Genomic DNA, 22,316 nt, shown 5'->3' on the forward strand with positions numbered 1-22,316 from the left:
CCCCTTTGCGACGCATTGTCGCACCCCGTCACACCCTCTCCTTTCGGTTCCCCGGATTCGGGTCTACGCTTGCTCGATGCGGACTGGCTTGTGCTGGTTCCAGGTCAACGCTGACTGCTGTGTTCTGCGAACCGGCTGACTGATGTGGCCGCAAACGCCGGTAGATACCGGCTGTCGTGCCATTTACCGTCCGTCACCCGAACTGAGCGTTTGAACACACCCCGTTACAAGCGACCTGATCCCCTCGCTTTTTTCGTCCGCTGCGACATTTTGTCCGAGGCCAATTTTGACCTTACGCGGCGTATGGAAAGGCCGCAGAATCAGCGTTGGAAAGCATTGACCCAGGTCATGGCGCGTTGCAATGACCCCCTGCTCTCTGCATACTTGCGGCCGATTTTAATCCTAATAAAACACCCAAACCGTGGAACCTTAGAATGAGCACAGCAATCAGTCCGACTGCTTATAACTATAAGGTAGTCCGCCAGTTCGCCATCATGACGGTGGTCTGGGGGATCCTTGGCATGGGGCTCGGTGTCTTCATCGCCTCGCAACTGGTCTGGCCGGAGTTGAACTTCGGTCTGCCGTGGACGAGCTTTGGACGCCTGCGCCCGTTGCACACAAACCTGGTGATTTTCGCCTTCGGTGGTTGTGCACTGTTTGCCACTTCCTACTATGTCGTGCAGCGAACCTGCCAGACGCGACTGATCTCCGACAGCCTTGCCGCCTTCACCTTCTGGGGCTGGCAGGCGGTCATCGTCGGCGCCATCATTACCTTGCCGCTGGGCTACACCACCACCAAGGAATACGCCGAACTGGAATGGCCGCTCGCCATTCTGCTGGCCATTGTCTGGGTCTCCTACGGGCTGGTGTTCTTCGGCACCATCACCAAGCGCAAGACCAAACACATCTATGTCGGTAACTGGTTCTACGGCGCGTTCATCGTCGTGACCGCGATGCTGCACATCGTCAACCACGCCTCCCTGCCGGTGAGTTTCTTCAAGTCCTACTCCGCCTACTCGGGCGCGACTGACGCGATGATCCAGTGGTGGTACGGCCACAACGCCGTGGGCTTCTTCCTGACCACCGGCTTCCTCGGGATGATGTACTACTTCGTGCCGAAACAGGCCGAACGTCCGATCTACTCGTATCGCCTGTCGATCGTGCACTTCTGGGCGCTGATCACCCTGTACATCTGGGCCGGCCCGCACCACCTGCACTACACCGCATTGCCGGACTGGGCACAGTCGCTGGGCATGGCGATGTCGATCATCCTGCTGGCGCCAAGCTGGGGCGGCATGATCAACGGCATGATGACCCTGTCGGGCGCCTGGCATAAGCTGCGCACCGACCCGATCCTGCGCTTCCTCGTGGTGTCGCTGGCGTTCTACGGCATGTCGACCTTCGAAGGTCCGATGATGGCGATCAAGACCGTCAACTCGCTCTCGCACTACACCGACTGGACCATCGGCCACGTCCACGCCGGCGCTTTGGGTTGGGTGGCAATGATTTCGATCGGCGCGATCTACCACATGATCCCGAAACTGTTCGGTCGTGCGCAGATGCACAGCGTCGGCCTGATCAACGCGCACTTCTGGCTCGCGACCATCGGTACCGTGCTGTACATCGCTTCGATGTGGGTCAACGGCATCACTCAGGGTCTGATGTGGCGTGCAATCAACGATGACGGCACCCTCACCTACTCGTTCGTCGAAGCGCTGCAGGCCAGCCACCCGGGCTACATCGTCCGTGCCCTGGGCGGTGCATTCTTCGCCAGCGGCATGTTGTTGATGGCTTACAACGTCTGGCGCACCGTGCGCGCCTCGAACCCGGCTGAAGCCGAAGCCGCTGCCCAGATCGCTGTCGTTGGAGCTCACTGATGAAGCATGAAGCTGTCGAGAAGAATATTGGCCTGCTGGCCTTCTTCATGGTCATCGCCGTCAGCATTGGCGGCCTGACCCAGATTGTTCCGCTGTTCTTCCAGGACGTCACCAACAAGCCGGTCGAAGGCATGAAGCCGCGTTCGGCGCTGGAACTGGAAGGCCGCGACGTCTACATCGCCAACGGTTGTGTCGGCTGCCACTCGCAGATGATCCGTCCGTTCCGCGCTGAAACCGAACGCTACGGCCACTACTCGGTCGCCGGTGAAAGCGTCTGGGACCATCCATTCCTGTGGGGTTCCAAGCGTACCGGCCCGGATCTGGCTCGTGTCGGCGGTCGTTACTCCGATGACTGGCACCGTGCGCACCTGTACAACCCGCGCAACGTGGTGCCTGAGTCGAAAATGCCGGCTTACCCGTTCCTCGTGGAAAACAAGCTCGACGGCAAAGACACGGCCAAGAAAATGGAAGTGTTGCGCACGCTCGGCGTCCCTTACACCGACGAAGACATTGCCGGTGCAAAAGATGCCGTGAAGGGCAAAACCGAAATGGACGCGCTGGTGGCCTACCTTCAGGGCCTGGGCACCATCATCAAAAGCAAACGGTGATTCTTAATGGATATCGGGATGATTCGAGGCCTGGGCACCGTTGTCGTGATGGTGGCCTTCATCGGTTTGGCGTTGTGGGTGTTCAGCCCCAAGCGCAAGTCGGAGTTTGAAGACGCAACCTTGCTGCCTTTTGCGGATGATCCCGAAGCCATCAAGCACGTCGAGCAAGCTTCTAGGAGTAACAAAGAATGACTACATTCTGGAGTCTGTACGTCACAGTCCTCAGTCTCGGTACGATCTTCGCCCTGACCTGGCTGCTGCTGTCGACCCGCAAGGGCCAGCGCAGCGAACAGACGGACGAAACGGTCGGCCACTCCTTCGACGGGATCGAGGAGTACGACAACCCACTGCCGAAATGGTGGTTCATGCTGTTCGTGGGCACCATCGTGTTCGCCTTGGGTTATCTGGTGCTGTACCCGGGCCTGGGCAACTGGAAAGGCCTGCTGCCGGGCTACAACTACCTCGATAACGACAAGCAGACCGCGTTCGCCAACGGCAAGACCGGCTGGACCGGCGTGCATGAGTGGGAAAAGGAAATGGCCCGCTCGGACGCCAAGTTCGGTCCGATCTTCGCCAAGTTCGCGGCGATGCCGATCGAGGAAGTGGCCAAGGATCCGCAAGCACTGAAGATGGGCGGCCGTCTGTTCGCCTCCAACTGTTCGGTATGCCACGGTTCCGACGCCAAGGGCGCCTATGGCTTTCCGAACCTGACCGACGCCGACTGGCGCTGGGGCGGCGAGCCGGAAACCATCAAGACCACCATCATGGGCGGTCGACACGCGGTGATGCCGGCCTGGGCCGAAGTCATTGGCGAACAAGGCGTAGCCGATGTCGCAGCCTTCGTGGTGACCCAGCTCGATGGCCGCAAACTGCCGGAAGGCACCAAGGCTGACCCGGCCAACGGCCAGAAACTCTTTGCCGCCAACTGCGTGGCCTGCCACGGTCCGGAAGGCAAAGGCACCCCAGCGATGGGCGCGCCTAACCTGACTCACCCCGCCGCGTTCATCTACGGTTCGAGCTTCGCGCAACTGCAGCAGACCATCCGTTACGGCCGTCAGGGCCAGATGCCTGCCCAGGAACAACTGCAAGGCAACGACAAGGTGCACCTGCTGGCGGCTTACGTTTACAGCCTGTCCCACGGTGAAAAAGCGCCGGAAGCCGAGGCGCAGTAAAGCCAGGGCTTGATGCAATGAAGAATCCCCCGCCAGTGCTCTGGCGGGGGATTTTTTATGGGGCACTGGCCCAGATCGACTTCACCGGCACGGTGGCCACCGGTGTACGTTTGCGCCACTGATTGTCCTCGACCAGACTTACCTCCAGTTGCTTGCGATCCTTGGAAAAAGTGGCGGTCAGGTACGTCTGCTGAGAAGCTGAACCGCTGAGAAACATCGGCACGCTCCCCATATAGGTCTGGCTACCACCCTCGTCGTGGAAGTGGCCGGCGAACATCGCCGTCACCTGATACTTTTCAATCATGTCGCGAAAGCGCTTCTGCTGATCCCAACTGCCTTTCCATTCATAGGGTTTGTGCATGTTGATAATGATCGCGTAGCCCTGCGCTCGCGCTATTCGCAAATCATTCTCCAGCCAGTCCAGCGACGCCGTGATATCGAATGTGGTCGGATTCAACGCGTGAGAAATCTTCACCGCATAAGTGGGTTCATTGTTCAACTGCACCAGATGCACTTCACCCATATTCTTTGAATAAGCCAGACTACCCAGATAGTGTTTATTCACAAAGCTGCCGGTGACTTCCAGATCAAATTCATCGACTTTACCGACATGATGATCACGGTAATCAACAATACTGCCCGCTGCGCAACTTTCACTGAAACAGTCATTCACGTTGTTCTGGTAGTCGTGATTGCCCAATCCGTAGAGCACGTGATCGCCAAAGTGTTTCTTCAGCATCGAACCGATGAAAGAGCGCTGCCAGCCGTGGCCAAACGCGGTCATGTCACCGTTGATCATCAATGGCACGGCAGCCTGCCCGCCCATCTCGGTGCGGAACTGGGCAATGCTCGCGAACTGGGTTTCCACCAGCCATTTCGCGCGTTTTTCGAAATCCGCGCTCGATTCATCCTCGCCACTGTCCGACTTTTCTGTCCACGGGTATTGCGGGTCTGATGCAAATACCATGTGCTGCGGCATACCTTCGTTGGCACTGGCGAGAGAAGTCAGGGACACCAGACACAGACAAGCGAAAAGCTTTTTAACTTCCTTGATTTTCATAACACTCCATTATTCCGTTAAATTTCAAAACATGAACATGCAACTACCACGCTGCAGAACAGCCACTAAGCTATTCGAAAAAAACAAGAAAACAAAACCCATTAATTAACTAATGATATTTCTGGAATATTAAAATCGCCTTCGAAATTAATACTTTGAGACACATGCCTGATGGACTCGATTCGCTAAGCTCTGTAGGGTCGTCCACAGCCCGTTGACCCTCATCGGAGCCACTTCAAGGATGAAGCCGCTATGTTGAATGACAGCAAAAACCCTCTCCCGGTTGATCAGAAACTCACAGACAACGATCAGGCAATCGATCCATCGAACCACCCCGTGGAATCGATTGCCGTGACACTGGGTAATCCGTTGCAACCCGACTCCAGAAGCACCACAAAGCCCCACAGAAATACCGGCAGTCTCGAGAGCCTGGGCGGCGGCAGACTTCCCTGAGTATTGAAGCCACGTCTGAATCAATCCGAGCCGGCCTGCGCCTTTTGCGAGGCTGGCTCGACTATGCCAGCCACGGACCGACCAACGGACGGCTGAGTTCTGTCTTCCTTGATTGCCGCCCCCAAGGCGAAGTAGTAACGTTGCTACATCTGTATTGCGAGAGGTCAACCATGATGGCAATCACCACCATCTCCAGCCGTGAATTCAATCAGGACACCAGCAGCGCCAAAAAGGCTGCGCGTCTGGGTCCAGTGATCATCACCGACCGTGGCAAGGCCTCTCATGTCCTGTTGAGCATTGAGGAATATCAGAAACTGAGCGGCGCAAACACGAGCATTGTCGATTTGTTGGTCATGCCGGAGGCTGCCGACATCGATTTCGAAACCGAGCGCGCAGTCATCATTCATCGTCCCGTGGATCTGTCCTGATGTATTTACTCGACACCAATGTGATTTCCGAACTTCGCAAGCCGCAGGCCGATGCCAATGTGGTCAGTTGGGCCAAAGGCGTCATCGCCCCGCGCCTGTACATTTCCGCCATTACTTTGAAAGAACTGGAAACCGGAGTACTGCGAATGGAACGGCGTGATCCTGCTCAAGGAAAGCTGTTGCGCAGTTGGCTGACGCGTCACGTCATTCCGGCATTCGAAGCCCGAATCCTGCCGGTCGATGCCGCGGTGGCACTGCGTTGTGCCAGCCTGCATGTACCCGACCAGGCCAATGAAAGCGATGCATTGATAGCTGCCACTGCCCTGGTGCACGGGCTCACCGTCGTCACTCGTAACGTCGGCGATTTCCAGTCGAGCGGTGTCGCCCTGATCAATCCATGGGAACAATGAGCGAGCGACTGCGCGAAAACTGTCCATACTCAACAAGTCAATTGATCTGCATCAGGCTTTTCTGCATTCGCTACACCAATAATGCTTTTTCCCCAACGCGACCAAAGGTCGCACCCTTGAGTTAGAGCGACAGGCGTATCATTGCGCCACTGCGACACCCCTTTCTGACCGCGGTCGGCACGTATCGACCGAGGCATTTGTCCACTGCCGTGGGATGCAATGATGAGCAACCAGATTCCGGTACACGACGTCACACCACCGAGCAAAAACGCGAACAACAGCGTCGATCTTTACGCCTCTCGAGAAAAAATCTACACCCGTGCTTTCACCGGCCTGTTCCGCAATCTGCGGATGATCGGCGGCGCCGCGCTGTTCCTGTTGTATTTCGGTACGGTTTGGCTGAACTGGGGCGGGCATCAGGCGGTGTGGTGGAACCTGCCGGAACGCAAGTTCTTCATCTTTGGTGCGACCTTCTGGCCGCAGGACTTCATCCTGCTGTCGGGGCTGCTGATCATTGCGGCGTTCGGCCTGTTCTTCATCACCGTTTACGCCGGCCGCATCTGGTGCGGCTACACCTGTCCGCAAAGCGTGTGGACGTGGATTTTCATGTGGTGCGAGAAGGTCACCGAAGGCGACCGCAACCAGCGGATCAAGCTCGATAAAGCGCCGATGACCGGCAACAAATTTCTGCGCAAGCTCGCCAAGCATTCATTGTGGCTGCTGATCGGCTTCGTCACCGGCATGACCTTCGTCGGCTACTTCTCGCCAATCCGCGAACTGGTGTTCGAATTCTTCACCGGTCAGGCCGATGGCTGGTCGTATTTCTGGGTCGGTTTCTTCACCCTCGCCACCTACGGCAACGCCGGCTGGCTGCGCGAGCAGGTGTGCATCTACATGTGCCCCTACGCACGTTTCCAGAGCGTGATGTTCGACAAGGACACCCTGATTGTTTCCTACGACCCGCGTCGCGGCGAAAGCCGTGGCCCGCGCAAGAAAGGTGTCGATTACAAGGCCATGGGCCTGGGCGACTGCATCGATTGCACCATGTGCGTTCAGGTGTGCCCGACCGGTATCGACATCCGTGACGGCCTGCAGATCGAGTGCATCGGTTGCGCCGCGTGTATCGACGCCTGCGACGCGATCATGGACAAGATGGACTACCCGCGCGGCCTCATCAGCTACACCACCGAACACAACCTGTCCGGCCAGAAAACCCATAAACTGCGGCCACGTCTGATCGGCTATGCGGTGGTGTTGCTGGCGATGATCAGCCTGCTGGTGACGGCGTTCTTCATGCGCTCGCTGGTCGGCTTCGACGTCAGCAAGGACCGCGTGCTGTACCGCGAGAACGCCGAGGGCCGGATCGAAAACGTCTACAGCCTGAAGATAATGAACAAGGATCAGCGCGACCACACCTACGTGCTGGAAGCCGCCGGTCTGCCGGATCTGCGCCTGCAAGGCAAACGCGAGATCAAGGTGCCGGCCGGCGAAATCTTCAGCATGCCGGTGGAGTTGTCGAGCGCACCGGAACAGTTGCCGTCGAGCACCAACGAGGTGAAATTCATCCTCAAGGATGCCGACGATGATAGCGTCCACGTTGAAGCCAAGAGCCGATTCATCGGCCCACAAACCCGTTGAGAGAACTGAACATGCCCGCAGCAAACGCCGCCAGTCCTTGGTACAAGCACCTTTGGCCGTGGATCATCATCGGAATTCTGGCCTGTTCGGTGACCTTGACCCTGTCGATGGTGACCATCGCGGTGAACAACCCGGACAACCTGGTCAACGACAACTATTACGAGGCCGGCAAAGGCATCAACCGCTCGCTGGATCGCGAGCTGCTGGCGCAGGAGCTGAAGATGCGCGCCAGCGTGCATCTGGATGACCTGACCGGCGAAGTTGACCTGCGCCTGAGCGGCGACAGCCAGCCGAAAACCCTGGAACTGAACCTGATCTCGCCGACCCAGCCGGAGAAGGATCGCAAGATCGTCCTGACCCGCAGCGAAACCGAAACCGGCCGTTACATCGGTCAGTTGGGCGACAAGGTCGAAGGCCGGCGTTTTGTCGAATTGCTGGGCACGCAGGACGACCACGTGTGGCGCATGTTCGAAGAGGAACAGGTCAGCCACGACAAGGATCTGCTGCTCGGTGACGAACCGCTGCAGGGCGCCGAAGACCTGGATAAATAAATAAACTGCAGAAGCCCCTCACCCTAACCCTCTCCCGGAGGGAGAGGGTTAGGGTGAGGGGCTCGCATGCCTTGTGTATGGCAGTGACGATATCCGTGGATGCACCTCTTTTCCGGCCTCCATCAATCGGCTCCCTCTCCCTCCGGGAGAGGGCTAGGTTGAGGGCAAGCGGACAACCCCAATGCAAGGGCTTACCCCCTCAACGATGCCATGACCACCCCACTCCCCTGCTACCACTGCGCTCTGCCCGTCCCGTCGGGCAGCCGCTTCACCGCCGTCGTGCTCGGGGAGTCCCGCGAGTTCTGCTGCCCCGGCTGTCAGGCCGTGGCCGAAGCCATCGTCGCCGGTGGTCTGGAAAGCTATTACCAGCATCGCAGCGAAGCCTCGGCCAACCCCGAAGCCTTGCCGGTGCAATTGACCGATGAACTGGCGCTGTACGACCGCGCCGACGTGCAAAAGCCCTTCGTCCGTCACGCGGGCGAGCTCGCCGAAACCACGCTGTTGATGGAAGGCATCAGTTGCGCCGCCTGCGGCTGGCTGATCGAGAAACACCTGCGCAGCCTGCCGGCGGTGGCCGAGGCGCGGCTCAATCTGTCCAACCATCGCCTGCACGTGCAATGGGCCGACGCACAATTGCCGCTGAGCCAGATCCTCGCCGAGCTGCGCCACATCGGTTACGCCGCCCACCCCTATCAGGCCGACCGCGCCAGCGAGCAACTGGCCAGCGAAAACCGTCTCGCGTTGCGTCAGCTCGGTGTCGCCGGGCTGCTGTGGTTTCAGGCAATGATGGCGACCATGGCCACCTGGCCGGAATTCAACATCGACCTCAGCCCCGAACTGCACACGATCCTGCGCTGGGTCGCGCTGTTCCTGACCACACCGATCGTGTTCTACAGCTGCGCGCCGTTCTTCAAAGGCGCGATGCGCGATCTGCGCACCCGCCACCTGACCATGGACGTCTCGGTGTCGCTGGCGATCGGCAGCGCCTACATTGCCGGGATCTGGACCTCGATCACCGGCGTCGGTGAGCTGTATTTCGATGCGGTCGGGATGTTTGCGCTGTTCCTGCTCGCCGGGCGCTATCTGGAACGCCGCGCCCGCGAGCGCACCGCCGCGGCCACCGCGCAGCTTGTGAACCTGTTGCCAGCCTCGTGCCTGCGCCTCGACGCCGACGGCCAGAGCGAACGCATCCTGCTCAGCGAATTGCGCCTGGGTGACCGGGTGCTGGTGCAACCGGGCTCGATCCTGCCGGCGGACGGCAAGATCCTCGATGGCCAGTCGAGCATCGACGAATCGCTGCTGACCGGCGAATACCTGCCGCAACCGCGCACGCTGGGCGATGCGGTCACCGCTGGCACGCTGAATGTCGAAGGCGCGCTCACCGTCGAGGTTCTGGCGCTGGGTCAGGACACGCGCCTGTCGGCCATCGTCCGTCTGCTTGATCGCGCCCAGGCCGAGAAACCGCGACTGGCAGAAATCGCCGACCGCGCCGCGCAATGGTTCCTGCTGTTGTCGCTGATTGCGGCCGCAGCGATCGGCCTGTTGTGGTGGCAGCTGGACTCGTCGCGGGCGTTCTGGATCGTCCTGGCGATGCTGGTGGCGACCTGCCCTTGCGCGCTGTCGCTGGCAACCCCGACGGCGTTGACCGCCGCCACTGGCACCCTGCACAAACTCGGCCTGTTGCTGACGCGCGGCCATGTACTGGAAGGCCTGAACCAGATTGACACGGTGATCTTCGACAAGACCGGCACCCTCACCGAGGGGCGGCTGGTTTTGCGTTCGATCCGTCCACTGGGCACGCTGAACAGCGACCAGTGCCTGAGCCTTGCCGCCGCATTGGAAAATCGTTCGGAACACCCGATTGCCCGCGCCTTCGGTCGTGCGCCACTGGCGGCTGAAGAAGTGCACAGCACGCCGGGACTTGGCCTCGAAGGGCTGGTTGGCACACAGCGTTTGCGCATCGGTCAGGCAGAATTTGTCTGCGCCCTCAGCGGTTCGCCGCTGCCGGCGATGCCGGATGAACCGGGTCAGTGGCTGCTGCTCGGCGATGACTCGGCAGCGCTGGCGTGGTTCGTTCTCGACGACCGCCTGCGCGACGATGCGCCCGCCCTGCTCGCCGCCTGCAAGGCCCGTGGCTGGCGCACGCTGCTGTTGTCCGGCGACAGCTCGCCGATGGTAGCCAGCGTCGCCGCCGAACTGGGTATCGACGAGGCCCGTGGCGGTCTGCGTCCGGACGACAAATTGCAGGTGCTGCAACAGCTTCATCAAGAAGGACGCAAGGTGTTGATGCTCGGCGATGGTGTGAACGACGTGCCGGTGCTGGCTGCTGCCGACATCAGCGTGGCCATGGGTTCGGCCACCGATCTGGCGAAAACCAGCGCCGACGCGGTGCTGCTGTCCAACCGCCTCGACGCGCTGGTGCAAGCCTTTACCTTAGCGCGCAGAACCCGTCGGGTAATCATCGAGAACCTGCTGTGGGCGGCGCTGTACAATGGCCTCATGTTGCCGTTCGCCGCCCTCGGCTGGATCACCCCGGTGTGGGCTGCGGTCGGCATGTCGATCAGTTCGTTGACCGTGGTGCTCAACGCCCTGCGCCTGACTCGCCTGCCGAGCGCGCCGGTCGCCGGCACCCGTTCAGAAACCCGCCCGTTGCCGGCCTGAGCCGCGCGGGCCAGGAGTACCGATGCCAGCTCTTTACGTGATGATCCCGGCCGCCCTGCTGATCGTGGCCATCGCCGTGTACATCTTCTTCTGGGCGGTGGACAGCGGGCAGTACGACGACCTCGATGGTCCGGCCCACAGCATCCTGTTCGATGATCAGGACCCGAACCACACCGCCGCCGTGGACGAAGCCAAAGCCGACAAACCGCAGGACAAGGCGCCACCCCATGCTTGAGCTGGCGCCGCTGCTGGTTTCCGCGCTGATCCTCGGCCTGCTCGGTGGCGGGCATTGCCTGGGGATGTGCGGCGGCCTGATGGGCGCGCTGACCCTGGCGATCCCCAAGGAACAGCGCAGCCGACGCTTTCGTCTGCTGCTGGCGTACAACCTCGGACGGATCCTCAGTTACGCGACCGCCGGTTTGCTGATCGGCCTCGCCGGTTGGGCGGTGGCGAACAGCCCGGCGGCGATGGTCATGCGCATCCTCGCCGGACTGCTGCTGATCGCCATGGGCCTGTATCTGGCCGGCTGGTGGAGCGGCCTGACCCGCATCGAAAGTCTTGGTCGTGGTTTGTGGCGTTACATTCAGCCGGTGGCCTATCGATTGCTGCCGGTGTCGACACTGCCCCGTGCGTTATTGCTCGGCGCGCTATGGGGCTGGCTGCCGTGCGGACTGGTTTACAGCACGCTGCTGTGGTCGGCGAGCCAGGGCAATGCGCTGGACAGTGCGCTGTTGATGCTGGCGTTCGGGCTGGGCACATGGCCGGTGCTGCTGGCGACCGGGCTGGCGGCCGAGCGGGTCACGGCGTTGCTGCGTAAACGCAGCGTGCGCATGGCTGGGGGGTTGTTGGTGATTGTGTTCGGGATCTGGACGCTTCCTGGCCCTCACCAACATTGGTTGATGGGGCACTGACCGACCACAGCCCTGAGAAGATTCATTGTGGTGAAGGATTTACTTTGGTGAGGGGATTTGTGGTGAGGGGATTTATCCCCGATGGTGTGCGAAGCGCGCCCCGACATTCCTCCAGTGACACCGCGTACATAGACTTTACGACTGCTTCGCAGTCGATCGGGGATAAATCCCCTCACCACAATAAATCCCCTCACCACAAAAACAATCACTACCAATCCGCCGTTGATGCAAATCAACAGCCCCGTCGCCGCACCCCGATAGACTCGCCACACTGCCAGCCTATCCGGGGGAATGCCCGCATGCTCGACGCCATTCGTTGGGACACTGATCTGATCCGCCGCTACGACCTGGCGGGGCCGCGCTACACCTCGTATCCGACGGCCGTGCAATTCAACAGCCAGGTCGGCACCTTCGACCTGTTCCATGCCCTGCGCGACAGCCGCAAGGCGTTGCGCCCGTTGTCGCTGTATGTGCACGTGCCGTTCTGCGCGAACATTTGCTACTACTGCGCCTGCAACAAGGTCATCACCAAGGATCGCGGGCGAGCGCAGCCGTATCTGCAACGCCTGGAGCAGGAAATCCAGTTGATCGCCTGCCACCTGGAACCGGCGCAGAAAGTCGAGCAACTGCACTTCGGCGGCGGCACCCCGACTTTTCTCAGCCATGACGAACTGCGCCAGTTGATGGCGCACCTGCGCAAACACTTCAATCTGCTGGATGACGATTCCGGCGACTACGGCATCGAGATCGACCCGCGCGAGGCCGACTGGTCGACCATGGGTCTGTTGCGCGAACTCGGCTTCAACCGGGTCAGCATAGGCCTGCAAGACCTCGACCCGGCGGTGCAACGGGCGGTCAATCGCCTGCAAAGCCTGGAAGAAACCCGCGCGGTGATCGACGCCGCGCGCACCCTGCAATTTCGCTCGATCAACATCGACCTGATCTACGGCCTGCCGAAGCAGACCCCGGAGAACTTTGCGCGCACCGTCGAGGAAGTCATCAGCCTGCAACCGGATCGACTCTCGGTGTTCAACTATGCACACCTGCCGGAGCGCTTCATGCCGCAGCGGCGGATCAACAGCCACGAGCTGCCGAGCCCTGCGCAGAAACTCGAAATGCTTCAGCGCACCATCGAACAACTGACTGCCGCCGGCTACCGTTACATCGGCATGGATCACTTCGCCCTGCCCGACGATGAGCTGGCGATTGCCCAGGAAGAACAGACCCTGCAGCGCAACTTTCAGGGCTACACCACCCACGGTCATTGCGACCTGATTGGTCTTGGGGTGTCGGCGATCAGCCAGATCGGCGACCTCTACTGCCAGAACAACAGCGATCTGAACCAGTACCAGAACACCCTCGCCGCCGCGCAACTGGCGACCAGCCGGGGCCTGGTGTGCAATGCCGACGATCGCCTGCGCCGCGCGGTGATCCAGCAACTGATCTGCAATTTCAGCCTGGAATTCGCCGAAATCGAGCAAGCGTTCAACATTGATTTTCAGGGTTATTTCGGCGCGCTGTGGCCGCAACTGCAAGGCATGGCCAACGATGGATTGATCACGCTGGAACGCGAGCGGATCGAAGTGTTGCCGGCCGGGCGCCTGCTGGTGCGTTCGGTGTGCATGGTGTTCGACGCGTATCTGGAACAGCAGAACCGCCAGCGCTTCTCGCGGGTGATCTAGTTTTTCGTCAGCAGTGAGCCGAGTTTGAGGTTCTGCTCGGAGGTGAGGCCGGACTGATCCATGACTTTGGACAGGGCCAGATTGGCGCTGATCAGCCCGGTATTCAGGGCGGCGATGGCACCGCGCAGCGCGGCGAGCATATTGACCTTGGCTTCGTTGGTCAGTGTTCTGTCGGACATGACGGCCGCCATCCGGGCTTTCTTCTCGGCGATCTCTTTTTGCAGTTTTCGGATCATCTTCAGCAACTGCTGGACGTTCTCGGGCAAGCCGCTGTCTTCGATGTCGCTGTTCTCACCACCGACGCTGAAGGATTTTTCGATGGAGGCGCCGGACAGCGACACTTTGACGCCCTCGACCAAGGTCGGGGTTGCCAACGGCGCAGAGGCGGCATTCTGCTCGCTGTCGGTGCCTGTCCTGGCGGTGCTCGGCACAGACGCAACACCGCTGTTACCGGGGTTCAGCGTGTCAATGGCGGCCATCGAAGCGATTCCTTGCATGCGTGGTGATACCCCTTTATCGGCCACTTGCCCTGCGGCTTTACGCCCGCGGGACAAACTCGCCACAGGCTGGCCTGAATGTCCCCCCGTGGGTTACCCTTACGTCTTATGTGTGTTTTCCCACAAGGATTTAAGAAATGTCCGAGCCAGTCAAACTGCGCGCTCACAACCAGGCCCATTGCAAGGATTGCAGCCTGGCCCCTCTCTGCCTGCCACTTTCTCTGAATCTGGAAGACATGGATGCGCTGGACGAAATCGTTAAACGTGGCCGCCCGTTGAAAAAGGGCGAATTCCTGTTCCGCCAGGGCGACACTTTCGATTCCGTTTATGCAGTACGCTCCGGCGCCCTGAAAACCTTCAGCCTGAGCGACAGCGGCGAAGAACAACTGACCGGTTTCCACTTGCCGAGCGAACTGGTTGGTCTGTCCGGCATGGACACCGAGAAACACCCGGTGTCGGCCCAGGCCCTGGAGACCACCTCGGTCTGTGAAATTCCTTTCGAACGCCTCGATGAACTGGCCCTGCAACTGCCGCAACTGCGCCGTCAGTTGATGCGGGTGATGAGCCGTGAAATCCGTGACGACCAGCAAATGATGCTGTTGCTGTCGAAAAAAACCGCCGACGAGCGCATCGCCACGTTCCTGGTCAATCTGTCGGCCCGCTTCCGGGCTCGCGGGTTCTCGGCCAACCAGTTCCGCCTGAGCATGTCGCGTAATGAAATCGGCAATTATCTGGGCCTGGCGGTGGAAACCGTGTCACGGGTATTCACCCGCTTCCAGCAGAACGAACTGATCGCCGCCGAGGGCAAAGAGATCCACATCCTCGACCCGATCCAGCTCTGCGCCCTGGCCGGCGGCTCGCTCGAAGGCTGATCTCGATCCGCGGTTGAGCGAAGCGTTTCAGCCGCGGGTATACTGCGCCGTTTGCAGCCCTGCCAGGACACCTCGACGATGGTCTTCGACTCCTTCGACATCAAATCCCTGATCCGCCCCGTGATCGACTTCCCGAAACCGGGCGTGATCTTTCGCGACATCACCCCGCTGTTCCAGTCGCCCAAGGCCCTGCGCCTGGTGATGGACAGCTTCGCCCACCGTTATGTGGAAGCCGATTTCACCCACATCGGCGCGATGGATGCGCGCGGTTTCCTGATCGGTTCGGTGCTGGCCTACCAACTGAACAAGCCGCTGGTGCTGTTCCGCAAGCAGGGAAAACTGCCGGCGGACGTGTTGGCCGAGGGTTATGCGACCGAATACGGTGAAGCGTTCCTCGAAGTACACGCCGACAGCCTGTGCGAAGGCGATTCGGTGGTGATGTTCGATGACCTGATTGCCACCGGTGGCACGCTGATCGCCGCGGCCAACCTGATCCGCCGCATGGGCGCGCGGGTGCATGAGGCGGCGGCGATTATCGATCTGCCGGAGCTGGGGGGTTCGCAGCGTCTGGAAGATATGGGGATTCCTACTTTCTGTCTGACGCAGTTTGCTTTGACTGACAAGTAAGCGGCGTCTGTACTGGCGCCTTCGCGAGCAAGCCCGCTCCCACAGAGGATTTGTGAACGCCACAGATCCAATGTGGGAGCGGGCTTGCTCGCGAAGGGGCCGGCAGCCTCACCGCAAACCTAAAGCCCCATCTGCTTGCTGATAATCTCGTTCATCACCTCCCGCGTCCCGCCGCCAATCGACAGAATGCGGTTATCCCGATACAGCCGCTCCACCAGACTTTCGCGCATGAAACCCAGGCCACCAAGAATCTGCACCGCCTCGGTGGTAATCCGGTCCGAGGTGTCCGTGGCAACGTTCTTGGCCATGGAAATCTCCTTGATCACGCTCTGCCCCGCCGCCATTTTCGCCGCCTGGCGGTAGGTGAACTCGCGCGATACTTCCAGCGCCGTGGCCATTTCGGCCAGCCGATGCTTGATCACCTGGAGCTTGCCGATGGGTTTGCCGAACGCCTCACGCTCGCGCGCCCACTTCAGCGCCTCTTCGAGCGCGAGCTGCGAGGTCATGTTGGCCATCAGTGCCAGCCCCAGCCGTTCACTCTGGAAATTGCCCATGATGCAGGCGAAGCCCATGTTCTCGGCGCCGATCAGATTACCCACAGGCACCCTGCAATCGTCGAAGAACAGCTCAGCGGTGTCCGAGGCCCACCAGCCCATTTTCTTTAGCTGGCGGCCTACGGTGAAGCCTGGGGTGCCCTTCTCGATCACCAGCAGGCTGATGCCGCCGAAACCCGGCGCTCCGGTGCGCACCGCGACGGTGTAGAAATCGGCACGCACGCCGCTGGTGATAAAGGTTTTGCTGCCGCTGACCCGGTAGAATTCGCCGTCACGCACGGCGCGGGTCTGAAGGTTGGCGACGTCGGAACCGCCGCCGGGTTCGGTAATTGCCAACGCGCAGATCTTCTCGCCGCTGAGCACTTGCGGCACGACGCGCTCGCGCACCTCGGGCCGGGCCCATTTGACGATCGGTGGCAGGCCGATATCCAGCGAACCGAGGCCCGCGACCAGACCACCGGAGCCGCAGCGCATCAGTTCTTCACTGGCGGCAACCTTGGCGAACACATCACCTTCGTGGCTGCCGCCCAGCGCTTCGGGATAACCGATACCGAGAATCCCCGCTGCCCCGGCCTTCAGGTACAGCTCACGGGGAAAGCTTTCGGCCTCTTCCCACGCATTGATGTCCGGCAGGATCTCGCGCTCGACGAAACGTCTGACGCTGTCGCGGACCATTTGGTGGCTGGGGTCGAAGTATTCCTGGAAGGCAGGCATCGGCGAACTCCATCGAAGGGTTGGCCGACGTTAATCGAGCGCTTGCTTGGTTTTCAACAACATTGTGTGAATCAGATAAACCGAATCGCTCCATTCGCGAGCAAGCTCGCTCCCACATTAGTTTTGTGTCGTTGACAAATCCCCTGTGGGAGCGAGCTTGCTCGCGAAGGCGCCAGTCAAGGCACCGCTGAACTCAGAGAGAGATGGGTTTACGCCCGGCAAACGAATGCGCCAGCGTCCCGCCATCCACCAGCTCCAGCTCCCCGCCCAGCGGTACGCCGTGGGCAATCCGCGAGGCGATCAGGCCTTTGTTGGCCAGAAGCTGGGCGATGTAATGCGCGGTCGCCTCACCTTCCACCGTCGGGTTGGTGGCGAGGATGACCTCGGTAAACGTGCCCGCCTCTTCAATACGCGCCATCAATTGCGGAATACCGATAGCTTCCGGCCCCAGACCGTCGAGCGGCGACAGGTGGCCCTTGAGCACGAAGTAGCGCCCACGGAAACCCGTTTGCTCCACCGCATAAACGTCCATCGGCCCCTCCACCACGCACAGCAGCGTGTCGTCGCGGCGCGTGTCGGCGCATTGCGGGCACAGATCGTCTTCGGTCAGCGTGCGGCACTGACGGCAGTGCCCCACCCCTTCCATGGCCTGGCTCAAGGCCTGGGCCAGGCGCGTGCCGCCGCTGCGATCACGCTCGAGCAACTGCAACGCCATGCGCTGGGCGGTTTTCTGACCCACGCCCGGCAAAGTGCGCAGGGCGTCGATCAGTTGGCGAATCAAAGGGCTGAAGCTCATGGGTAAAAAGTCCGACAAAACAACGAGACGCGGTTTATACCCGCGCCTCTGGCCAGCGTCAAATGCTCAGTCCTGGGCGACCTTCACCACCAGTTTGCCGAAGTTGCGCCCCTCCAACAGACCGATAAACGCCTCGGGCGCCTGCTCCAGGCCTTCCACGACGTCTTCACGGAATTTGACCTTGCCGTCGCGCACCCACGGCACCATGTGGCTGATGAATTCCGGCTGACGGTCGCCGTAGTCATCAAACACGATGAAGCCCTGAATCCGCACGCGCTTGGTCAGCAACGTACGCTGCAGCATTGGCAGACGATCCGGGCCTTGCGGCACTTCAGTGGCGTTGTAACCGGCAATCAGCCCGCACAGCGGAATCCGCGCCTTGGGATTGAGCAGCGGCACCACGGCATCGAACACATGCCCGCCGACGTTTTCGTAATAGATGTCGATGCCTTTCGGGCAAGCCTTGGCCAGTTGTTCGGCAAAGTCCGGCGCCTTGTGATCGATGCAGGCATCAAACCCCAGTCCCTCGACCACGTATTTGCATTTGTCGGCTCCACCGGCCACACCCACGGCGCGCAGGCCCTTGATCTTCGCCACCTGACCGACCACTGAACCGACCGCACCGGACGCTGCAGCCACCACCAGGGTCTCGCCTTCTTTCGGCTGACCGATGTCGATCAGCCCCATGTACGCGGTCATCCCCGGCATGCCCAGTACACCGAGGGCCATCGACGGGCTCGGCAGACCGGACGGAATCGGCATGATGTTACGACCGTCACTGATGCTGTGGCTCTGCCAGCCAGTGAGGCCGACCACCAGATCGCCCTGGTGGAATTTCGGATGACGGGAATTCTCGACACGGCTGACAGCGCCACCGGTCATCACTTCGCCGATTTGTACCGGCGCGGCGTAGGACGGTGCATCGCTCATGCGCCCGCGCATGTACGGATCCAGCGACAGGTACAGGGTTTTCAGCAGCACCTGGCCGTCTTCGAGATCCGGCAACGCTTCGCGCTCCAGACGGAAGTTTTCCGGAGTCGGCGCGCCCACCGGACGTGAAGCGAGGACGAAGCGTTGGTTGAGGGTCAGAGGGTCGGACATGTCAGCGTCTCCTGTGAATGGGGAATTCGGGGGTATAGGGAGCAGACCTTTGGCGGCGGTGGTGGGTTCGATGTTTCTTCAGTTGGTCCGAGTCGACGCCTTCGCGAGCAAGCCCGCTCCCACAGGAAGAACGCATTCCAAATGTGGGAGCGGGCTTGCTCGCGAAAGCGTCAGCTCTGCCAACACATGACACTCAGGCAGAAACAAAAATGCCAGGCGCGATGCCTGGCATTTTGTGTAGCTCATCCAACTCGCGATGGCGAATCAGAATGGCAGTTTCATACCTGCTGGCAGGTTCATGCCGGCGGTCATGCTGCCCATTTTTTCCTGGCTGTTGGCTTCGATCTTGCGCACGGCATCGTTGACGGCGGCAGCAACCACGGCTTCGAGCATTTCCTTGTCGTCTTCGCTCAGGCCTTCAACCAGGCTTGGGTCGATGCTGACACTTTTCACGTCGTGACGACCGGTCATTACCACGGTGACCATATCGCCACCGGCCTTGCCGGTGACTTCGGCGTTGGCCAGTTCTTCCTGCATCTTGGCCATTTTTTCCTGCATCTGCTGTGCCTGCTTCATCAGGCCGGCCATGCCACCTTTCATCATGGGAATCACCTCAAAAGTACTTGGATCAAAACAGCGCCCGGCCAGCGAGGCCGGACGCCCTCAGTTATTAGCCTTGGGCGACCAAGGCGTCGACAGGTTCAATAGTATCGTGTCGCACCACTGCACCGAACTGCTGGACCATCTGCTGGATGAACGGATCACCGTGGATCGATTCCTCCGCCTCGCGCTGACGGTTGGCCCGGCGACGGGACGCGGCCTGCGCCGGGGTTTCCTGCTCGGGCTTGATCAACTCGATGGTCAGGGTCAGCGTACGACCGTGGAACTGGTTCAACGCATCGTTCAGGCGCCGCTGTTGCGTGGCGTTGAACAGCGCGCTGTGCGCCGGGTCCAGGTGCATCAGCCAGTGGTCGCCATCGACCGCGATCAGCGTGCAGTTGGCGGCGATGCTGCCGGTCATGCCGGAGATCGGCAGTTGCGGGAACAGCTCCAGCCATTGCAACGCCAGACCGGTGGCCGGCGCGGCGGCAGGCTCCGGCTCGGGTTCCGGGGCTGGTTCGGCGGTGTGCTCGCTGGCCAGATCGTCGAGGTAGCTGTAGGCCGAATCCATGTCCGGCTCGATGTAGTCTTCGTCCAGCGGCGGCTCGTCGTCGAGGTCCATGCCCGGCGTGGCGGCATCGACGTCGGCGACCGACGGCTCGGGAATCGGCGCAGCGGCCCACTCCGGTGCATCCGGCACCACGCTGTCCGGGGTCGGCAGCGGCATCGGCGGCAACTCGGGCTGCTCGCTGGCGGTTTCCAGTACCGGCTCGACGGCTGGTTGCTGCACCGGCTCAGGTTCTGGCTCGGGTTCGACCGGGTCGTTCCACGGCAGGTCGACCAGCGCTTCGGCGACGACCGGTTCAGGTTCTGCTTCTGGCGCGGGTGCCGGCGCAGCCACCACCACAGGCGCTGGAACCGGCGCTGGCGCAACCACCGGTGCAGGCGCAACAGCCGCAGCGACTACCGGCGCAGGCTTGGGCGCGGCAGCCACTGAATTTGCGGAATCAACTGTGGCCTGGCTGATCCCCACTGGCTTTAGCGGTTGCCTCGGGGCGTCCGCCGTATCCGCCGGCCGGAAGGCCAGCATCCGCAGCAGGACCATTTCAAAGCCACCACGGGGATCTGGCGCCAGCGGCAAGTCGCGGCGACCGATCAGGCCCATCTGGTAATAGAACTGCACGTCTTCGGCCGGCAGCGCCTGAGCCAATGCCAATACGCGGTCACGGTCGCCATGACCGTTGTCGACACCTTCAGGCAAGGCCTGGGCGATGGCGACGCGGTGCAGCACGTTGAGAATTTCCGAGAGCACGCCGTTCCAGTCCGGGCCTTGCTCGGCCAGGTGGCGCACGGCTTCGAGCAACGCCTTGGCGTCACCCTCGATCAGCGCGTGCAGCACGTCGAAGACCTGGCCGTGATCCAGCGTGCCGAGCATCGCCCGCACATCGGCGGCCAATACCTTGCCTTCACCGAAGGCGATGGCCTGGTCGGTCAGGCTCATGGCGTCACGCATCGAGCCGTCAGCGGCGCGGCCCAGCAGCCACAGGGCGTCGTCTTCGAACGGCACGTTTTCGGCGCCGAGGACGTGGGTCAAATGCTCAACCACGCGCTCGGGCGTCATGTTCTTCAGCGAGAACTGCAGGCAACGCGACAAAATCGTTGCCGGAAGTTTCTGCGGATCAGTGGTCGCCAGGATGAACTTGACGTACGGCGGCGGCTCTTCAAGGGTTTTCAACAGCGCATTGAAGGAATGGCTGGAGAGCATGTGCACTTCGTCGATCAGGTAGACCTTGAAGCGCCCGCGGCTCGGCGCGTACTGCACGTTGTCGAGCAGCTCGCGGGTGTCCTCGACCTTGGTCCGGCTCGCGGCGTCGATCTCGATCAGGTCGACGAAACGCCCTTCATCGATCTCGCGGCACACCGAACACTCGCCGCAGGGGCTGGAGGTGATACCTGTCTCACAGTTCAGGCATTTGGCAATGATCCGCGCAATGGTGGTCTTACCGACCCCGCGGGTACCGGTGAACAGGTACGCGTGGTGCAGCCGCTGGCTGTCCAAGGCATTGATCAGAGCCTTGAGCACATGGGTCTGGCCGACCATTTCGCGGAACGAGCGCGGACGCCATTTACGTGCAAGAACCTGATAACTCATCGAAAACCGTCGCAACGAAGGAAGCTGAAGCGGCTAATGCTAGCGGAGCAAGGGCAAAATTGCATCCGGTGTGCTCGTCTAATCTGGCTAAGCTGCTGTTGGCGGGGAAATTTCGCTCGTGATCGGGACTCATCGGAGCATGTATGCGTTGGGCCTTGGGAGCTTTGTTGGGGATCAGTCTGAGCGTGAGCGCGGCCGAACCGCCGCTGCGCTTCGTCGTGGCCGACAGCTGGGCGATGCCGATGGTGCAGATCGACCATGGCCGCCCGACCCAGGGCATCCTCCACGACATCATGCTCAGCCTCGCGACGCAGGTCGGCGTGCCGGCCGAATTCCACGTCCTGCCGCGCGCCCGGGTGCAGAACGCCATGGAGCACGGCGAAGTCGACGTGCGCTGCTATGCCGCACAATCGTGGCTGCCGAATCAGTCCGGGGACTATATCTGGAGCCTTCCGCTGCTGTTCCAGCGCGATTTGCTGATCAGCCGCGACGCTCAGCCGCCCCGCGTCGACCCTGCCGACCTACCCCGCCAATCGATCGGCACCGTGCTCGGCTATACCTATCCGACCCTGCAACCGCTGTTCGACGCCGATCGCCTGCAACGCGAGGACGCGCGTAATCAGGAACAAGTGCTGGAAAAACTCCTGGCCGGCCGCTACCGCTATGCGGTGAGCAATCAATGGACACTGGACTGGTTCAATCAGCGCCTGCTGCCCGGGCAGCAACTGCACGGCGTCGCGGTGCTGCAGGAGCAGCATGTGGGCTGCTACGTGAGGAATGACCCACAGGTGCCAGTGCAGCGGATCCTGCGCACGTTGCTGCGGATGAAAATGTCGGGGGAGATTGATGAGATTATCCGGTTGTATACCGGGTCCACTGAAGCCACCCCATAACCCATTGTGGGAGCGGGCTTGCTCGCGAAGGCGGTGTGTCAGTCATCTGATTCGTTAAC

The 22,316-nt window shown here is 60.9% G+C and carries 22 protein-coding genes; 15 read left to right on the forward strand and 7 right to left on the reverse strand.

Annotation, left to right across the window (positions count from 1 at the left end; translation table 11 throughout):
* The first annotated feature begins 434 nt into the window (after positions 1–434).
* From ccoN to ccoP, 4 genes are read left to right on the forward strand one after another with little or no spacing between them, the layout of a single operon-like run.
* The gene (gene ccoN / locus J1G18_RS07895) at positions 435–1,877 is read left to right on the forward strand and encodes a cytochrome-c oxidase, cbb3-type subunit I (RefSeq protein WP_223007394.1); all 1,443 of its coding nucleotides are present in this window, start codon (positions 435–437) and stop codon (positions 1,875–1,877) included.
* Positions 1,877–2,485 carry a cytochrome-c oxidase, cbb3-type subunit II gene (gene ccoO / locus J1G18_RS07900; RefSeq protein ID WP_003223378.1) on the forward strand — a complete coding sequence of 203 codons (609 nt, stop codon included), beginning with the start codon at positions 1,877–1,879 and terminating at the stop codon, positions 2,483–2,485. The genes ccoN and ccoO overlap by 1 nt, the downstream gene beginning before the upstream one ends.
* Positions 2,486–2,491: 6 nt before the next feature.
* Positions 2,492–2,677 (forward strand): CcoQ/FixQ family Cbb3-type cytochrome c oxidase assembly chaperone, encoded by a 186-nt coding sequence (locus tag J1G18_RS07905; protein WP_003175465.1) that lies wholly within the window; start codon positions 2,492–2,494, stop codon positions 2,675–2,677.
* Complete coding sequence (gene ccoP / locus J1G18_RS07910; RefSeq protein WP_003223372.1) at positions 2,674–3,657, forward strand: cytochrome-c oxidase, cbb3-type subunit III; 984 nt, start codon at positions 2,674–2,676, stop codon at positions 3,655–3,657. The genes J1G18_RS07905 and ccoP overlap by 4 nt, the downstream gene beginning before the upstream one ends.
* A gap of 55 nt (positions 3,658–3,712) precedes the next feature.
* On the opposite strand, the gene J1G18_RS07915 is transcribed toward ccoP, so the two are convergent.
* Complete coding sequence (locus tag J1G18_RS07915) at positions 3,713–4,717, reverse strand: metallophosphoesterase family protein (RefSeq protein ID WP_223007395.1); 1,005 nt, start codon at positions 4,715–4,717, stop codon at positions 3,713–3,715.
* Between the two features lie 626 nt (positions 4,718–5,343).
* Here J1G18_RS07915 and J1G18_RS07920 point away from each other — a divergent pair.
* From J1G18_RS07920 to hemN, 8 genes are all read left to right on the forward strand, one after another.
* A complete protein-coding gene (locus tag J1G18_RS07920) occupies positions 5,344–5,598 on the forward strand; it encodes a type II toxin-antitoxin system Phd/YefM family antitoxin (protein ID WP_047599120.1) in 255 nt (84 codons plus the stop codon).
* On the forward strand, positions 5,598–6,008 hold the full coding sequence (locus J1G18_RS07925) for a type II toxin-antitoxin system VapC family toxin (RefSeq protein WP_210557486.1): 411 nt from the start codon (positions 5,598–5,600) through the stop codon (positions 6,006–6,008). Before J1G18_RS07920 ends, J1G18_RS07925 begins: the two co-directional genes overlap by 1 nt.
* A 222-nt stretch (positions 6,009–6,230) precedes the next feature.
* Positions 6,231–7,646 carry a cytochrome c oxidase accessory protein CcoG gene (ccoG, locus tag J1G18_RS07930; RefSeq protein WP_134785873.1) on the forward strand — a complete coding sequence of 472 codons (1,416 nt, stop codon included), beginning with the start codon at positions 6,231–6,233 and terminating at the stop codon, positions 7,644–7,646.
* 11 nt (positions 7,647–7,657) lie between these two features.
* Entirely contained in the window at positions 7,658–8,197 is a 540-nt protein-coding gene (locus J1G18_RS07935) for a FixH family protein (RefSeq protein ID WP_096797655.1), read from the forward strand.
* A gap of 210 nt (positions 8,198–8,407) precedes the next feature.
* Positions 8,408–10,858: a heavy metal translocating P-type ATPase gene (locus J1G18_RS07940; RefSeq protein ID WP_223007396.1), complete on the forward strand. Its 2,451-nt coding sequence runs from the start codon at positions 8,408–8,410 to the stop codon at positions 10,856–10,858.
* A gap of 22 nt (positions 10,859–10,880) precedes the next feature.
* Positions 10,881–11,093 carry a cbb3-type cytochrome oxidase assembly protein CcoS gene (ccoS, locus tag J1G18_RS07945; RefSeq protein WP_007965536.1) on the forward strand — a complete coding sequence of 71 codons (213 nt, stop codon included), beginning with the start codon at positions 10,881–10,883 and terminating at the stop codon, positions 11,091–11,093.
* Positions 11,086–11,769: a sulfite exporter TauE/SafE family protein gene (locus J1G18_RS07950; RefSeq protein WP_223007397.1), complete on the forward strand. Its 684-nt coding sequence runs from the start codon at positions 11,086–11,088 to the stop codon at positions 11,767–11,769. The genes ccoS and J1G18_RS07950 overlap by 8 nt, the downstream gene beginning before the upstream one ends.
* 299 nt (positions 11,770–12,068) lie before the next feature.
* Positions 12,069–13,451, forward strand: coding sequence for an oxygen-independent coproporphyrinogen III oxidase (gene hemN, locus J1G18_RS07955; protein WP_103368392.1), 1,383 nt, complete (start codon positions 12,069–12,071; stop codon positions 13,449–13,451).
* Here hemN and J1G18_RS07960 read toward each other — a convergent pair.
* Positions 13,448–13,930, reverse strand: coding sequence for a hypothetical protein (locus J1G18_RS07960; RefSeq protein ID WP_139055684.1), 483 nt, complete (start codon positions 13,928–13,930; stop codon positions 13,448–13,450). The genes hemN and J1G18_RS07960 overlap by 4 nt on opposite strands.
* 155 nt (positions 13,931–14,085) lie before the next feature.
* Between J1G18_RS07960 and fnr the strand changes: the two genes are divergently transcribed.
* Positions 14,086–14,820: a fumarate/nitrate reduction transcriptional regulator Fnr gene (fnr, locus tag J1G18_RS07965; protein WP_003223347.1), complete on the forward strand. Its 735-nt coding sequence runs from the start codon at positions 14,086–14,088 to the stop codon at positions 14,818–14,820.
* A gap of 78 nt (positions 14,821–14,898) precedes the next feature.
* Positions 14,899–15,447 (forward strand): adenine phosphoribosyltransferase, encoded by a 549-nt coding sequence (locus tag J1G18_RS07970; protein WP_003223345.1) that lies wholly within the window; start codon positions 14,899–14,901, stop codon positions 15,445–15,447.
* Positions 15,448–15,566: 119 nt separating this feature from the next.
* On the opposite strand, the gene J1G18_RS07975 is transcribed toward J1G18_RS07970, so the two are convergent.
* The 5 genes from J1G18_RS07975 to dnaX form a co-directional block, all read right to left on the reverse strand.
* Positions 15,567–16,715, reverse strand: coding sequence for an acyl-CoA dehydrogenase family protein (locus J1G18_RS07975; protein ID WP_223007398.1), 1,149 nt, complete (start codon positions 16,713–16,715; stop codon positions 15,567–15,569).
* Positions 16,716–16,908: 193 nt separating this feature from the next.
* Complete coding sequence (recR, locus tag J1G18_RS07980; RefSeq protein ID WP_007965550.1) at positions 16,909–17,511, reverse strand: recombination mediator RecR; 603 nt, start codon at positions 17,509–17,511, stop codon at positions 16,909–16,911.
* Between the two features lie 66 nt (positions 17,512–17,577).
* A complete protein-coding gene (locus J1G18_RS07985; RefSeq protein ID WP_223007399.1) occupies positions 17,578–18,612 on the reverse strand; it encodes an NADP-dependent oxidoreductase in 1,035 nt (344 codons plus the stop codon).
* A 264-nt stretch (positions 18,613–18,876) separates the two neighbouring features.
* Entirely contained in the window at positions 18,877–19,215 is a 339-nt protein-coding gene (locus tag J1G18_RS07990; protein WP_003223337.1) for a YbaB/EbfC family nucleoid-associated protein, read from the reverse strand.
* Positions 19,216–19,282: 67 nt separating this feature from the next.
* The gene (dnaX, locus tag J1G18_RS07995; RefSeq protein WP_223007400.1) at positions 19,283–21,364 is read right to left on the reverse strand and encodes a DNA polymerase III subunit gamma/tau; all 2,082 of its coding nucleotides are present in this window, start codon (positions 21,362–21,364) and stop codon (positions 19,283–19,285) included.
* A gap of 143 nt (positions 21,365–21,507) precedes the next feature.
* On the opposite strand from dnaX, the gene J1G18_RS08000 reads away from it, so the two are divergent.
* Complete coding sequence (locus tag J1G18_RS08000; RefSeq protein WP_223007401.1) at positions 21,508–22,257, forward strand: substrate-binding periplasmic protein; 750 nt, start codon at positions 21,508–21,510, stop codon at positions 22,255–22,257.
* Positions 22,258–22,316: the final 59 nt, after the last annotated feature.

It is taken from the genome of Pseudomonas sp. MIS38, assembly GCF_019891575.1.
GTDB lineage: Bacteria > Pseudomonadota > Gammaproteobacteria > Pseudomonadales > Pseudomonadaceae > Aquipseudomonas > Aquipseudomonas putida_A.

Excerpts from the sequence above, each read along its gene's own strand:
- ccoN (WP_223007394.1), top strand. The coding sequence starts at position 435 with ATGAGCACAGCAATCAGTCCGACTGCTTATAACTATAAGGTAGTCCGC.
- ccoO (WP_003223378.1), top strand. The coding sequence starts at position 1,877 with ATGAAGCATGAAGCTGTCGAGAAGAATATTGGCCTGCTGGCCTTCTTC.
- J1G18_RS07905 (WP_003175465.1), top strand. The coding sequence starts at position 2,492 with ATGGATATCGGGATGATTCGAGGCCTGGGCACCGTTGTCGTGATGGTG.
- ccoP (WP_003223372.1), top strand. The coding sequence starts at position 2,674 with ATGACTACATTCTGGAGTCTGTACGTCACAGTCCTCAGTCTCGGTACG.
- J1G18_RS07915 (WP_223007395.1), bottom strand. The coding sequence starts at position 4,717 with ATGAAAATCAAGGAAGTTAAAAAGCTTTTCGCTTGTCTGTGTCTGGTG.
- J1G18_RS07920 (WP_047599120.1), top strand. The coding sequence starts at position 5,344 with ATGGCAATCACCACCATCTCCAGCCGTGAATTCAATCAGGACACCAGC.
- J1G18_RS07925 (WP_210557486.1), top strand. The coding sequence starts at position 5,598 with ATGTATTTACTCGACACCAATGTGATTTCCGAACTTCGCAAGCCGCAG.
- ccoG (WP_134785873.1), top strand. The coding sequence starts at position 6,231 with ATGAGCAACCAGATTCCGGTACACGACGTCACACCACCGAGCAAAAAC.
- J1G18_RS07935 (WP_096797655.1), top strand. The coding sequence starts at position 7,658 with ATGCCCGCAGCAAACGCCGCCAGTCCTTGGTACAAGCACCTTTGGCCG.
- J1G18_RS07940 (WP_223007396.1), top strand. The coding sequence starts at position 8,408 with ATGACCACCCCACTCCCCTGCTACCACTGCGCTCTGCCCGTCCCGTCG.
- ccoS (WP_007965536.1), top strand. The coding sequence starts at position 10,881 with ATGCCAGCTCTTTACGTGATGATCCCGGCCGCCCTGCTGATCGTGGCC.
- J1G18_RS07950 (WP_223007397.1), top strand. The coding sequence starts at position 11,086 with ATGCTTGAGCTGGCGCCGCTGCTGGTTTCCGCGCTGATCCTCGGCCTG.
- hemN (WP_103368392.1), top strand. The coding sequence starts at position 12,069 with ATGCTCGACGCCATTCGTTGGGACACTGATCTGATCCGCCGCTACGAC.
- J1G18_RS07960 (WP_139055684.1), bottom strand. The coding sequence starts at position 13,930 with ATGGCCGCCATTGACACGCTGAACCCCGGTAACAGCGGTGTTGCGTCT.
- fnr (WP_003223347.1), top strand. The coding sequence starts at position 14,086 with ATGTCCGAGCCAGTCAAACTGCGCGCTCACAACCAGGCCCATTGCAAG.
- J1G18_RS07970 (WP_003223345.1), top strand. The coding sequence starts at position 14,899 with ATGGTCTTCGACTCCTTCGACATCAAATCCCTGATCCGCCCCGTGATC.
- J1G18_RS07975 (WP_223007398.1), bottom strand. The coding sequence starts at position 16,715 with ATGCCTGCCTTCCAGGAATACTTCGACCCCAGCCACCAAATGGTCCGC.
- recR (WP_007965550.1), bottom strand. The coding sequence starts at position 17,511 with ATGAGCTTCAGCCCTTTGATTCGCCAACTGATCGACGCCCTGCGCACT.
- J1G18_RS07985 (WP_223007399.1), bottom strand. The coding sequence starts at position 18,612 with ATGTCCGACCCTCTGACCCTCAACCAACGCTTCGTCCTCGCTTCACGT.
- J1G18_RS07990 (WP_003223337.1), bottom strand. The coding sequence starts at position 19,215 with ATGATGAAAGGTGGCATGGCCGGCCTGATGAAGCAGGCACAGCAGATG.
- dnaX (WP_223007400.1), bottom strand. The coding sequence starts at position 21,364 with ATGAGTTATCAGGTTCTTGCACGTAAATGGCGTCCGCGCTCGTTCCGC.
- J1G18_RS08000 (WP_223007401.1), top strand. The coding sequence starts at position 21,508 with ATGCGTTGGGCCTTGGGAGCTTTGTTGGGGATCAGTCTGAGCGTGAGC.